Origin of the sequence: Sphingomonas faeni (assembly GCF_024273235.1) — a bacterium.
Lineage (GTDB): Bacteria > Pseudomonadota > Alphaproteobacteria > Sphingomonadales > Sphingomonadaceae > Sphingomonas > Sphingomonas faeni_A.
On record NZ_JANBVH010000007.1, the window covers coordinates 26,094 to 39,495 of the forward strand.

Sequence of the window (13,402 nt, forward strand, 5' to 3'; positions counted from 1 at the left end):
AGCGGCACATAATCTTGCATCGGCCCCTCCACGACGGATGCAGGAGCGGTCGCTGGCGGCCGGTAGCGATTGCCGGTCCGGGGGTGGTCGCGCATGACGATGCCACCGCCATGAACGGCGGCTGCGCTATCGTCCGGAGATCACCGCATTGCGGATCACGACCCACGCATACCCACGCGAACAACGATGGGACGCATGGCGTTTCGCACTGCACCGCAAGTCGCTCCGCCTCGATGCGATGGATACCGATGCATCGTTCGGGGAGCTATCGAGCTACAGGAGCGAAAACGGGCTCGACTTCATCGGCCTGTCTTCGACCCAGCAGTGCCTGACCATCGACATGGCCGAGCGTGCCGATGACCTTTGGTTGATCGAACTGCTCGAAGGCGACCTGACCATAACCGCGGGACCGGACGTGTTGCGCGTCCGCGAAGGCGACATCGTCTTCGGTCATGCCGAAGTTCTGGCGAGGCTCGAATTCCCGCGGGATCACCGCTTCTTGATGATCCAGATCCCGCCGGCCTATTTCCCCCAACGGGTTCGCAACCACCTGCCGTCGGCTATCACCCTGATCGCCAGCGACACCGGGGCGGGGCGCATCCTGTCCGGCATGCTTCGCGCGGTCGGCGACACGATCAACGATCTGAGCGCCGATCGCCTGCGGCCGGTCGAGATCAGCCTTCCCGATTTCCTGCTGACCGCGTTGATGGAAGGGGCCCCGTCCAAATCGCTCGGCGGCTCGGCGGGCGCGCGCGCCATGCTGCTCGAACGCGTGTTTCAGTCGATCGAGATGCATCTCTCCGACCCGCACCTCAATCTCGAACAGGTGGCCGCGAAGCACGGCATCTCGATGCGCTACCTCCAGAAACTGTTCGAGACCGTCGGCGACAGTTTCGGCCATTACGTCAAATTGCGCCGCCTCGAGCGTTGCCGGATGGATCTGCTCAGTCCGCTCCATGCGCAGAAGTCGATCTCGGAAATCCTCTTCCAATGGGGCTTCAACGATTCCGCCTCGTTCAGCCGCGCGTTTCGCGAACAATATGCCATGTCGCCGCGCGAATACCGCAAGGCACCGCCGGTCGCGCTCGCCGCCGAAGCGCCCCGTCGCGGCAGCCCGGTCCCCGAGCCGAAGACCGATCGCATCGGTATCGACGACGATACACACGGCGATCAGGCGGACGACGACGCCGTCGACATCGCAGCCACCGGCGTCGGCCAAATCCGCCACCACTTCCTTCCGGCGACCGTCGAAACGATCCGGTGGGGGCATCTTTCGCGCCACATCAAGCCCGTGCTACGCGTGCGATCGGGCGATTACGTCACGATCGAAACGCTGACGCATCACGCCGCCGACGATCACGAGCGGATGATCGAGGGCGATGCCGCGATCGAGCAGATCTATCACTGGACCAAGGACGATAAGACGATCGACCGACGCGGGGCCGGGCCGATGGACGCGTCCACGCTGGGTCGGGGGGCGGGCGAAGGCTTCGGGGTCCACATCCTCACCGGCCCGATCGCGATCGCCGGTGCGAAGCCCGGTGACATCGTCGAGGTGCGCTTCCTGGAAATCAACGCCCGCCCTTCAGGCAACGAGAAATATGCCGGGCGCAGCTTCGGGAGCAACGTCGCGGCGTATTGGGGCTTCCATTACAACGACATGCTGACCGAGCCCAAGCCGCGCGAAGTGGTCACGGTCTTCGAGGTCGAGACCGGGCACGACCGCAGCTGCGCGCATGCGCTCTACAATTATCGCTACACGCCGCAGGTCGATCCCGACGGCGTTCTCCACGAACGCTACGACTATCCCGGCGTGCCCGTCGACCAGGCCAGCATCGTCAAGAATTTCGAGGTGCTGCAAGGTGTCGAGATTCCCGTGCGCCCGCATTTCGGCTTCGTCGCCCTGGCACCCGCCTATGACGGATTGGTCGACACCGTCCCGCCCGGCGATTTCGGCGGCAATATCGACAATTGGCGGCTGGGGCCTGGCGGCTCGATCTTTCTGCCGGTCAACGTCGCGGAAGGGCTGTTGTCGCTCGGCGATCCGCATGCCTCACAAGGCGATTCCGAACTCTGCGGCACGGCAATCGAATGCTCCATGTCGTCGGTGATACAGATCATCCTCCACCCGAGGGAAACCCAGCGCAACACGCTCCGCGATCTCGACTATCCGCTGATCGAAACACGCGACGAATGGGTCATCCTCGGCTTCGCACAGCCCAACTACCTGCGCGAACTGGGCAGCAAGGCGCAAAGCGAGGTGTACAAGAACTCCTCGATCGAGGCGGCGATGCGCGACGCTTTCCGCAAGGCGCGGCGTTTCCTGATGACCACCAAGTCGCTGACCGAGGACGAGGCGATCTCGCTGCTGTCGGTCGGCGTCGATTTCGGGATCACGCAGGTCGCCAATGGCAATTGGGGCGCGCACGCCATCATCCGCAAGGCGCTCTTCACGAACTGATCGCAGCGGCAAAAGGTGGGGCGCGCCCGAACAAGACGCATTGTCCCAACGGCTGCGATGGCGGGCCGATCACATCTGGAGCAACGATGACCAGCTTCTCAAATGCCGTACCGCGCATCGTCGTCGTGGGCAGCGTCAATATCGATATCGTGCTGAGCGTCGCCGCCTTGCCGCTGCCCAACGAAACGGTCCTTGGCCGTGGATCGAAGACGGTCGTCGGCGGCAAGGGGCTGAACCAGGCGGTCGCCGCCGCGCGTCTCGGCGCGGAGACCTATATGGTGGCGGCGATCGGCGACGACGCGTTCGGCGATGCGGCCCGCGCCCATCTCGTCGCGCAGGGCGTCGACGCCTCCCACGTCACCATGGTTGCCGGCATGGCTACCGGCACGGCGCATATCCTCGTCGCCGACGACGCATCGAACAGCATCGTCGTCACGCCCGGCGCCAATGCGGCACTGACGCCGGCAATGGTCGAAGACGCGGCCGATCTGATCGCGGGTGCGGACGCGGTCGTCGTCCAACTCGAGGTGCCGCTGCCGACGGTGCGTGCCGCGCTGGAGATCGCGCGACGCCACGGCGTGCGCACGATCCTGAACCCGGCACCTTCCGACAAGGCTGCGCTTGCGCTGTTGCCACTCGCCGACCTGGTCACGCCCAACGAGACCGAACTGGCCAGCCTGACGGGGATCGACGGAACCAACGATGCGGCGCTCCATGCCGCGTTGCACGATCTGACGCAGCATGGTGCCCGCGAGGTGATCGTCACGCTCGGCCCTCGCGGGAGCGCCACGCTCGTCGAGGGCACGCTGGTGTTCGAGCCAGCCCTTCGGATCAAGGCGGTCGATACGACCGGCGCCGGCGACGTGTTCAACGCCGCCTTGGCTTGCGAGCTGGCCCGCGGCCTTTCGCTGCTTCGGGCGATGGCGTTCGCGTCCGCTGCGTCTGCGATCTCGGTGTCGCGCGCCTCCGCCGATGCCGCCCCCACCCGAGACGAGGTCGAGGCGATGCTTGCACATGCTGGAGACCGGCCATGATCTGGCTGATAACAGGCGTTTCACGGGGCCTCGGCCGCGATCTGGCGCTGGCGGCCCTCGCGCGGGGCGACATTGTGGCAGGCACCGTGCGGACACAGGCAGCCGCAGCCGCTTTCGCGGCGTTGCATCCAACCAACGCGATCGCGCTCGTTGCCGACGTCACCGATGCCTCCTCGATCGAAGCGGCAGTGGCGCACGTCGAGGCACGGCATGGCCGCATCGACGTCCTCGTCAACAATGCGGGCTTTGGGATGGTCGGTGCGATCGAGGAAACCAGTCTCGCGCAGATCAGGGATCTGTTCGAAACCAACGTGTTCGGTGCGATCGGCGTGATCCAGGCGGTGCTGCCGGGCATGCGCGCACGCCGGGCCGGGCATATCGTCACCATCACCTCGGTCAGCGGCTGGGCACCCTGGGCCGGCACCGCCATCTATGGCGCGAGCAAGTTCGCGATGGAATGCATCGGCCGCACGCTCGCGCAGGAACTCGAGCCGCTTGGCATCAAGGTCAGCAACGTCGCGCCGGGCGGCTTACGCACCGATTTCGCCGGTACGTCGCTGCGCGTCGCCGCGCACCGCATCGACGATTACGCCACCACCGCGCATCAGGCCGAGCGCATCTTCGCCGACCACGCCGGCGAGGAACCCGGCGATCCCGCCAAGGCCGCGCAGGCGATCCTCGCGCTGGTCGATGCGGATACGCCGCCGTTGCGCCTGCTGCTCGGTGCCGACGCGCTCGGTTATGCCGAGAGTGAGATCGCGGCGATGCAAGCCGACATCGCGGCATGGCGGCCGCTGACCCTGTCGATAGCGGTAGCGGGGGCGGTGACGGGCGCAGACCCGGCCGGCTGAGGCGCCGCGCAACTTACCGTGCGCGCGGGAACAAGATTGGCGGCCGGCCACCGTGTAGGTCGTCGGCGTTGGTATCCGCCCGGACTGTCAGATCCGGGGGCGCTGCCACGCAACGATCAGAACACGGGGTGCTGATCACCATGCCTGCACGATTGCCCGCCGCCACTTTCATCGCGTCGCTCGAATCCTCGGCGATCGACCTGTCGGAGGCCCAGACGCTTCCCCCCGAATGCTACACCGACAAGGACTTCTACGAGTTCGAGAAGGAGGCGCTGTACCACCACGAGTGGCTGTGCGTCGGGCGTGAGAGCTGGGTGCCCAATATCGGCGACTATTTCACGACTCAGATCATCGGCGAGCCGATCGTCGTCGCCCGCGGCCGCGACGGTCAGGTCAACGCGATGTCCTCGGTCTGTGCGCACCGGGCGATGCTGGTGGCCGAAGGCTCGGGCAACACGCGGATGTTCCTGTGCCCCTATCATCACTGGGCCTACGGCCTCGACGGCAAGCTGACCGGCGCGCCGGCGATGGAAAGGACCTGCAACTTCAAGAAGGAAGAGAACGGCCTGACCCGCTTCAAGGTCGAGGTCTGGCAGGGCTTCCTGTTCGTCAATTTCGACCTGGATGCCGCCCCGCTCGCGCCCCGCCTGACCGCGGTCACTGAGGCTATCGCCCATTACGACCTGCCCAACGCGGAGGGCGAACGTCCCCGCGAACCGGGCGTCTTCGCCTGGAACTGGAAGGTGATGTTCGAGAACAACAATGACGGCTATCACGCCTCGAAGCTGCATCAGGGGCCGCTGCACGATTTCGTGCCCTCCGAACGCGCCGAATTTCCCGAGGCCGATCCGGCCGATGCGGGCTTCCTCCGCTACAACGGCACGTTGCATCCCGATGCGAGCTTCAACGCCACGCAGCGCGCGTTGCTGCCGATCTTTCCCGATCTCGACGAGGCGGATCGCAACCGGATGACCTTCGCCAACATCCCGCCGACGCTGTCGCTGGTGATGATGAGCGACATGGTGATCTACCTGATCCTGCGTCCGACGGGGCCAGAGACGATGGAGCAGGATACCGGCGTGCTGGTCGCGCCAGGCGCGTCGCGGCATCCGTCGTTCGCGCACAAGATGGAAATGAACATGGTCGCGGCGATGCACATCATCGACCAGGACATGCACGTCGATGCGCTGGTCCAGGTCGGGCTGCGGTCCAAGTTCGCCCCGCGTGGTCGCTATGCCTGGCAGGAAGGTGCGCAGATCCAGTTCAACCGGTGGCTCGTGAAACGCTACCGCGAGACCTACGCCCGGCTTAGCGGGGCCAAACAGCAACCGGCGATACCCGCGCCCTGACGTCCTTTACCGCGACGGCGTCGTGCCACCGCCCGGACGCGCCGGGCGGGCCGACGCCCCGCGCCACCCTCATACGCTGATTACAGGGGCTTCCCATGGCATTGATCTGCAAATCGGGCGAAATCCGCCAAGACACCGAAACCCGCAATCTGCACATGCTGCGCGCGACGCCGGAAACCATCCACTGGGGCTATTTCCATCCGGAGATCAAACCCGCGCTGCGCGTCCAGTCCGGCGACCTGGTCATGGCCGAGGCGGTGACGCATCACGCCGGTGACGCCCCCGACCTGATGATGGACGAGGCGATCACGCGCATCTTCACCGAGGTGCCCGAAGCCGACCGCAATCCCGGCGTGCATATCATGACCGGGCCGATCTTCGTCGAGGGCGCAGAGCCCGGCGACATGCTCGAAGTCCGCTATCTGCAGATGACGCCGCGCTTCAACTACGGGTCGAACCTCGCCGCGAACTGGGGCCATCTGTACGAGGAATTCGACCGGCAGGAACGCGTTACGATCTACGCGCTCAATCCCAATACCAACACCGCCTCGGCGCATTATGCGTACGACTTTCCCGGCGTGTACCTGACCCCTGGCACGATCACACACTGCGCAGAATGCGACCGGATGCCGGCGCTGGAGGGGATTTCGATCCCGGCTCGCCCGCATCTCGGCACCGCCGGCGTCGCACCCGCGGTCGGCGAGCGCGTCTCCACCATCCCCCCCGGCCTGCACGGCGGCAATATCGACAATTGGCGGATCGGCGCGGGTGCCACGATGTACTATCCGGTGCAGGTCGCGGGCGGGCTGTTCTCGATCGGCGACCCTCACGTCTCGCAAGGCGATGGCGAGATTTCGGGCACCGCGATCGAAGCCTCGCTGAACTGCCTGTTCCAGATCATCCTGCGCAAGGACTTCAGCTTTCCCTCGCCCCTGCTGGAGACGCCGAACAACTGGATCGTCCACGGCTTCCACGAGGATCTGAACCAGGCGATGAAGAACGCCTCGCTCGACATGCTCAAGCTGTTGACCGAACATCAGGGCCTGTCGCGCAACGACGCCTATTCGCTGATGTCGGTTGCCGCCGATTTCGGCGTGACACAGGTCGTCGATGGGACGAAAGGCATCCATGTTCGCATCGATCGCGGCATCTTTCCGACCAAGGGCGTGGTCAAGGACCCGGAGTGACGATTTTCGACGATGGCGATCTGGACGTTTTCCCTCGACGCGATCCCGGAGGCCGAACGTCAGGCGGTGTGGATCGACACGCTACGCCGCCTGAAGTTGCCAATCGCCGATCCCGCCGCATTGGCGTGGATGACCGGATCGGTCAGGGTCACCACGACCGCGCTGGGGTCGGAATTCGCGGTGCTGCGATCGTCCGCGCAGACGTTCGGCGGGCGCAACGCCGACCATAATTCGGCGATCTGGCTGGCCGCGCTGATCGAGGGCGAGGCAGTCCTCGAATCTGGCGGCATCGAGACGGCGATGGGGCCGGGATCGATCGTGGTCGGTGCGTCAGGCGTCGATTCGACGCTGCGCATCACGACCGACTTCGAGATGCTGTTCATCAAGCTGCCGCAACTGGCGGTCAGCCTCCGCCTCATCATCCCGCTGGGGCAGCGCGTCGGCCTGCTCGGCGCGCACTCGGGCATCCAGAAGATTTTCCACGGGCTGCTCGCCAACATCGCCCAGACGCTCGATGCGCTGACCGAGGACCAGTTCCAGCCGATCGAACAGTCGATCATCGAGTTCCTGGTCGCGTGCCTGGCGAGCGACGGGCAAGTCGAATCGCGCGGTGGTGCGGCGGGGGCGCGCGCGTCGCACCTCAAGCGGATCTGCATGCGTATCGAGACGATGCTGCACGATCCCGAACTGTCGCTGGAAACGGTCGCCGCGGACAACGGCGTGTCCCAGCGCTATGTCCAAAAACTGTTCACCGCCAGCAACACCACCTTTTCAACCTATCTCAAGCGGCGCCGGCTCGAGCGGTGCTACGCGGATCTGATCAGCCCGATCCATGCGCAGCTGGCGATCGCCGAAATCTGCTTCCGCTGGGGGTTCAGCGATGCCGCGCACTTCAGCCGCGCGTTTCGCGAACGCTTCGGCCTGTCGCCGAGCCAGCATCGCCAGAGCGCCGGGTCGACGCGGGTCTGACGCCACTCGGGCGGGAGTCGGAGACCTCGCCACCAAACAAGAAACGCGGCGCGCTCGGACAAGCGAGCCCATGCCTCCCAGCGGTACACGTCGTGCGATTATCGATTGCCGATGGGATTTTCGCCATGCCCGACCAGACGTCCTCGCCCGCTACCCTGCAACCGACCCTGTTCATCCCGCATGGCGGCGGCCCGTGCTTCTTCATGGACTGGTCCGTCATGGGAGGCCCCGCCGACACCTGGGACGCGATGGCCGCTTGGCTGAAAAGCCTCGCGTCGACGCTGCCCGAGCGCCCCAAGGCGATCGTCGTCATATCGGGGCATTGGGAAGAGCCCGAGTTCACCGTCGCCGCCGTCGAAGCGCCGCAGATGATCTACGATTACAGCAACTTTCCGCCGCACACCTACGAACTGCAATATCCAGCGCCCGGATCGGCCGCGATCGCGGTGCGGATCGTCGAGTTGCTGACCGCGGCCGGCATCCCGGCGCGGACCGATGCCAGGCGTGGTTTCGACCACGGCGTGTTCATCCCGTTCCTGCTCGCCTTTCCCGACGCCGACATTCCCGTGGTGCCGATGTCGATCAAGACCAACCTCGATCCGGCCGAGCACATCGCCGCGGGTCAGGCGCTCAAGGCGCTGCGGGCGGAGGGTGTGCTGATCGTCGCGTCGGGCATGAGCTATCACAACATGCGCGCGTTCCGCACGCCGGCCGCGACACTGCCCTCGAAGGCGTTCGACAACTGGCTGACGACGTCGCTGGCGCAGCCTGACGCCGATGCTCGCCTCGGCGCCCTGACGCATTGGTCGGAAGGGACCGCAGCCCGCAACGCGCATCCTCGCGAGGAGCATCTGCTGCCGCTCATGATCGCCGCCGGCGCCGGCGACAGCGACCCCGGCGAGCGCGTGTTTTCCGACGTCGTCATGGACGCGACGGTCTCGGCATTTCGTTTCGGTTGAGGAGTTTTACGTGACCTACCCCAATACGCTCATCTTCGTCGATCTGGCGTCCGACGATCCCGAAGCCGCCGGCATCTTCTACGCCGAGGTGTTCGGCTGGACCAACGAAGGCCGACCGACGGGGGTCTATCACCGCCTGGTCCCCGGCGATCAGTTCAAGAACAAGGACGGCAGCCCGAGCGAGATCAGCAACCTGCACATCGGTATCTTCAATTCCAACAACGCCCGTCCGTTCCCGACGCCGGAAGGTCCCGGCGCTGCGCCCTTGAGCCGAGGCGACCGCAAGGCGCGGATCTGGGTGATGGTCAGCGACGACGATACGCCCGAACGCATTCTCTCGGCGGCCGAGACACGTGGCGCGAAGATCCTCTGGAAGAATCATTACTGGAGCGAGTTTAACGGCTATAATTATGCCTTCGAAGATCCCTGGGGCAACGAGATCATCCTGTGGGGCAAGGCCGGCGAGAAGCCCGTCGTCCCCGACAGCTACACGCGCGAGTGATGCCGTAGCGGGGTGTAGCGCGGCTGGGTGCATCGCTTTCCATTTTCGCGACATCTGTGCAGCCACCCAATCGCCCTCAAACTGAATCGCCCGGCCCCGCCACCTGCGGAGCCGGGCGTTTTCTTGTCTCAGCCGTGGTCGGCAAGCAGGCGCGGCACCGGCGCGACGCCGATCCGGAAAAAGCCCTGATCGTCGACCAGCTGGCCTTCGCGGGGCTTGTCGCGAACCTGCACCACGCCGTTCTTGCCGAACCCGTCGATCACCGGCCGGCTGCCCTGCCGGCTGAGCCACAGCCGCAGCAGATGACGGCGGCGCTGCGGCTCCGGGTAGTCGTGGAACAGCGTGCGGGCGTGCAGCGCGGCGTAATTGGACAGCCACTGGATGTCGCCGGGACGGAAATCCATTTCGATCGCCATGCCCGGTTCGTATGCGATCTCGTCGAACAGCTTGAGTACCTCGATCTGCTCGGGGCTGAGCTTGGGCACGCCGTCATATTCCTGCGCGGTCAGGATGTAGAGTGAGCCGGCATACATGCTGAACACGCCATCGGTCAGGTCGATGATCGGCGACGTATAGGTGTCTGCTGGCGCGTTCACGTCCTGGCGGCGCCAGTCCCAGTGATAGCGCTCGAACAGCAGGGGCGCGAGATCGGGACGGCGACGCAGGATCTCGTTGTAGATCTCCGCGCCCGAGACCAGGCACGACGCGCCGCCTTCCTTGGCCGGGCGCAGGCACATCAACGCGACGATATCCGACGAATCCGAATGATAGACGAGGTGATCGCGAACCTTCGACGACTTGGCGGTCGGATCATCCATCATCTTCTCGGACGTGGCGTAGATCGAATCGATCAGGTCGCCCTTCTCGTTCTGGCGGATCGGATCGCCCATATAAAGCCCGAGGATGTAGTAGATCGCCGCCGACAAAGCGTCCGAGTAGAGATGCGTCCGCAACCCGCGCACCAGCACGAAGCCGCGGCCGAAGTCGACGTCGTTACCCCATTCCTCGACCGCTGCGAGGCACTCCACCAGCGGATAGGCGCTCTTCTGGACGAAGCGGAGATCGGGGTCGTCCTCGACGAACTGCGTCCCCAAGGCTTCGAGTTCGGCGATCTGCGCGTCGGACAGCCTGTAGATCCAGCTGTCGCCTGCCGACAGCGCGTCACCGCGCCAGGCCGCGGCGGTGGTAATCTCCGTCAGTGGTGGCCGGGTTTCGAGCGTTGCTGCAAGCGTCATCTTGGCGTTTCCCATAGTCATGGCGAGTGGCGATGGGCCTTTTCTACCAGTGTTCGTTCCGTGGCTCTTGTTACCCGGCACATGAATCGTTGAGCCTCGCCGAACCTTGCGGCGCGCGCGAACCATATCGCCTTGAGTTTTCTCCGTTCTTTGGCGGGACAAGACCAGCATGCCGAATTTTGGCCCGCTCGACTGCCGCAACGTCGTCAATTCATTCTTCGCCCAACAACAAGACACGGAGCGCCATCACTGGCTCTTTGCAGCATCGGGAAGCCCCAATCGAAGGTGGCAATCGTGGAGAGGACATCACGCATTTTTGGGGGGTTGGGTAGATGAGGATATTGTGCACGAAGGCGGCGTTGCTCGCGGCCGGATCGGCTTTAGCGATCATGCTACCGGTCAGCGCGCGGGCGCAGGGCCCCGCCGCCGCGAACACGACCAGCGTAGCGGCGGAACCCGAGACGCAGCGCACGGTCGCCGCGGTTGCGGATACCGACGATCAATTGAGCGACATCGTCGTCACCGCGGAAAAGCGCGACGTATCGCTGCAGGACGCGTCGCTGTCCGTCACCGCCGTCAGTGCCAAGTCACTCGCGGAAGCCAACATCACCGACATCACCGGCCTCAACGGAACCGTGCCCGGCCTGGTCGTCGCGCGCAGCGGTGGCGGCGAGCGGATGATCTCGATACGCGGCATCGGTTCGGAAACCCCCGAGAACACCAACACGCAGCCGGGCGTTTCCTACCACATCGACGGCGTCTACATCTTCAACTCGATCGCGGCGAGCGCGGCGTTCATCGACGTCGCCCAGGTCGAAGTGCTGCGCGGGCCACAGGGCACAACCTTCGGCCAGGGTTCGACCGGCGGCACGATCAACGTCGTCACCAACCAGCCCTCGACCAAGGCGCTGTCGGGCACCGCGGACGTCGGCTTCGGCAACTATAATTTCGTCAAGACCGCGGCCTCGCTCAACGTGCCGATCACCGATACACTGGCGGTACGCGGCTCGGTGCAGCATCTGGAGCATGACGGCTATTCCTATGCGACCGGCGTCCCCGGCATCTCGCGCTATCAACTCGACGATCAGGACGAGACCGGGTGGAAGGTTGGCGCTCTATGGTCGCCGACCAGCAATTTCTCGATCGCGCTCAATACGATCCAGTACCGCAGCAGCACCAACGGTCCGGCGCAGAAGAACATTCTCGATCCGGTCGCCGATCCCCGCATCCTGAGCCAGGATTATCCCGGCCGCTCGATCGTCGACACTGAACTCTATTACGGCGTCGCGAAATATGATTTCGGCTTTGCGACCATCAAGTCGATCACCAGCTATCAAAAGCTCCACAGCCTGCAGGCCTGGGATTCGGACGGCCTGACCTCGTCCTTGTTCAACGCCGCCACGTTCAACCCGATCCTGGGCTCCGGCACGAACTACGATCACGTACCCGGCTGGCAGACCGATACCAAAAGCTGGACCCAGGAGGTCAATCTCGCCTCCAACGGCGATGGGCCGTTCAACTGGATCGCCGGCGGCGTCTATCTCCACTCCAAGAATTCGCAGTACATCGTCGAATATCGGAGCGGCGCGGACAATGATTTCCTTCGGCCGGCGGTCTCGCCGACCACCCTCTTCAACGATCCGGCGGTGAGCCAGATCACCTATGCCGAGCTGTCGGAGATCACGCGCAAGGCCTGGGCGGGCTATTTCGAGACGTCCTACGCGCTCACCGACCAACTCAAACTCACCGGCGGCGCGCGCTACAATCACGACACGTTCAGCGGTTTGAGCGACAGCATCTCCGGTGGTGTCAGCAACCAGACCTCCGGCGCCTATCTCCAACCCACGCCGACCGAAGGCACCACGACCGACGAGTGGACCGGCAAGGCGGCGATCCAGTACGACGTGCTGCCCGCCAGCATGGTCTACGCCAGCTATACGCGCGGCTTCAAACCCGGCGGGATCAACAGCGCCGCAGCCGGCGGCAACAGCTCGTTCCTGGCGCTTGGTTTCCCGACCGGCGTGAAGCCGACCTACCGGCCCGAAACGGTGGACTCCTTCGAGATCGGCACCAAGAACCGCTTCTTCAATAACCGGGCGCAGCTCAACATCTCGGCCTTCCTCTACAACTACAAGAACATGCAGTTCCTCGAGGAGGACGCCGTCCTGTTCGGCGAAGGGATCAGCAACGCCCCCAGCGCGAAGATCTACGGCGTGGAATATGAGGGCAGCTGGCTGCTCGACTCGCATTGGCAGGTCGAGGGGTCGCTGTCGCTGCTGCACGGCGAGTTCAACAAGGATTATCTCGCGCTCGATCCCGTCAACGCCGCGACGGCCCAGAACGCCGCCGGTTTTCCGGGCACGGGGCTGTTCTTCGGCAATTTCTACTCCGCCTCGCTCGCTCGCGAAGCGGCACGCGTCAACATAAACGGCAACAGCGTGCCCAAGCTGCCAAAGGTGCAGGGTGCGGGTTCGTTACGCTACATCAACCGAGTCGGCCCCGGCGAACTGACCGCCAAGGCGCAGCTCGTCTATCGCGGCGAATACGACTACCGGCTGTTCAACAACGGCGCGACCGACAAGACACCGGACTATGCCCAGGTGAACCTGTTCTTCAGCTACGTGCCCGAAGACACCAACTTCACCGTGTCGGTGACGGCGACCAACCTGTTCGACACCGCCGGCGTCAATTCGCGCTTCTCCGATCCGTATGGCAGCGCCCAGACCTTCGACACGTACATTCCGCCACGGCAGGTGTTCGGCTCGATCGCCTACCGGTTCTGACAAGGGGTCTTGCCGGTCGCGCCTAAGGCAAAAATCGTCGAGCACAGGTTGCCGCCGACGCACGGTTTCCGT

At 64.5% G+C, this 13,402-nt stretch carries 10 protein-coding genes; 9 read left to right on the forward strand and 1 reads right to left on the reverse strand.

Annotation, left to right across the window (positions count from 1 at the left end):
- Positions 1-139: 139 nt before the first annotated feature.
- From NLI89_RS05180 to NLI89_RS05215, 8 genes are all read left to right on the forward strand, one after another.
- Positions 140-2,461 carry an acetamidase/formamidase family protein gene (locus NLI89_RS05180; RefSeq protein WP_439144477.1) on the forward strand — a complete coding sequence of 774 codons (2,322 nt, stop codon included), beginning with the start codon at positions 140-142 and terminating at the stop codon, positions 2,459-2,461.
- A gap of 86 nt (positions 2,462-2,547) precedes the next feature.
- On the forward strand, positions 2,548-3,495 hold the full coding sequence (rbsK, locus tag NLI89_RS05185) for a ribokinase (RefSeq protein ID WP_254686045.1): 948 nt from the start codon (positions 2,548-2,550) through the stop codon (positions 3,493-3,495).
- A complete protein-coding gene (locus tag NLI89_RS05190; RefSeq protein WP_254686046.1) occupies positions 3,492-4,346 on the forward strand; it encodes an oxidoreductase in 855 nt (284 codons plus the stop codon). Before rbsK ends, NLI89_RS05190 begins: the two co-directional genes overlap by 4 nt.
- Before the next feature lie 128 nt (positions 4,347-4,474).
- Positions 4,475-5,695, forward strand: coding sequence for an aromatic ring-hydroxylating oxygenase subunit alpha (locus tag NLI89_RS05195; protein ID WP_254686047.1), 1,221 nt, complete (start codon positions 4,475-4,477; stop codon positions 5,693-5,695).
- Between the two features lie 95 nt (positions 5,696-5,790).
- A complete protein-coding gene (locus NLI89_RS05200) occupies positions 5,791-6,882 on the forward strand; it encodes an acetamidase/formamidase family protein (protein WP_254686048.1) in 1,092 nt (363 codons plus the stop codon).
- A gap of 12 nt (positions 6,883-6,894) precedes the next feature.
- Complete coding sequence (locus NLI89_RS05205) at positions 6,895-7,851, forward strand: helix-turn-helix domain-containing protein (RefSeq protein WP_254686049.1); 957 nt, start codon at positions 6,895-6,897, stop codon at positions 7,849-7,851.
- 125 nt (positions 7,852-7,976) lie between these two features.
- The gene (locus NLI89_RS05210; RefSeq protein WP_254686050.1) at positions 7,977-8,810 is read left to right on the forward strand and encodes a DODA-type extradiol aromatic ring-opening family dioxygenase; all 834 of its coding nucleotides are present in this window, start codon (positions 7,977-7,979) and stop codon (positions 8,808-8,810) included.
- 10 nt (positions 8,811-8,820) lie between these two features.
- A complete protein-coding gene (locus NLI89_RS05215) occupies positions 8,821-9,312 on the forward strand; it encodes a VOC family protein (RefSeq protein WP_254686051.1) in 492 nt (163 codons plus the stop codon).
- A 128-nt stretch (positions 9,313-9,440) separates the two neighbouring features.
- Here the strand turns inward: NLI89_RS05215 and NLI89_RS05220 are convergent, their stop codons facing one another.
- Positions 9,441-10,562: a TauD/TfdA family dioxygenase gene (locus NLI89_RS05220; protein ID WP_439144478.1), complete on the reverse strand. Its 1,122-nt coding sequence runs from the start codon at positions 10,560-10,562 to the stop codon at positions 9,441-9,443.
- A gap of 317 nt (positions 10,563-10,879) precedes the next feature.
- Between NLI89_RS05220 and NLI89_RS05225 the strand changes: the two genes are divergently transcribed.
- Positions 10,880-13,330, forward strand: a complete 2,451-nt coding sequence (locus tag NLI89_RS05225) for a TonB-dependent receptor (protein WP_254686053.1) — start codon at positions 10,880-10,882, stop codon at positions 13,328-13,330.
- The last annotated feature ends 72 nt before the right edge of the window (positions 13,331-13,402 follow it).

Excerpts from the sequence above, each read along its gene's own strand:
- NLI89_RS05200 (WP_254686048.1), top strand. The coding sequence starts at position 5,791 with ATGGCATTGATCTGCAAATCGGGCGAAATCCGCCAAGACACCGAAACC.
- NLI89_RS05210 (WP_254686050.1), top strand. The coding sequence starts at position 7,977 with ATGCCCGACCAGACGTCCTCGCCCGCTACCCTGCAACCGACCCTGTTC.
- NLI89_RS05220 (WP_439144478.1), bottom strand. The coding sequence starts at position 10,562 with ATGGGAAACGCCAAGATGACGCTTGCAGCAACGCTCGAAACCCGGCCA.
- NLI89_RS05205 (WP_254686049.1), top strand. The coding sequence starts at position 6,895 with ATGGCGATCTGGACGTTTTCCCTCGACGCGATCCCGGAGGCCGAACGT.
- NLI89_RS05190 (WP_254686046.1), top strand. The coding sequence starts at position 3,492 with ATGATCTGGCTGATAACAGGCGTTTCACGGGGCCTCGGCCGCGATCTG.
- rbsK (WP_254686045.1), top strand. The coding sequence starts at position 2,548 with ATGACCAGCTTCTCAAATGCCGTACCGCGCATCGTCGTCGTGGGCAGC.
- NLI89_RS05225 (WP_254686053.1), top strand. The coding sequence starts at position 10,880 with ATGAGGATATTGTGCACGAAGGCGGCGTTGCTCGCGGCCGGATCGGCT.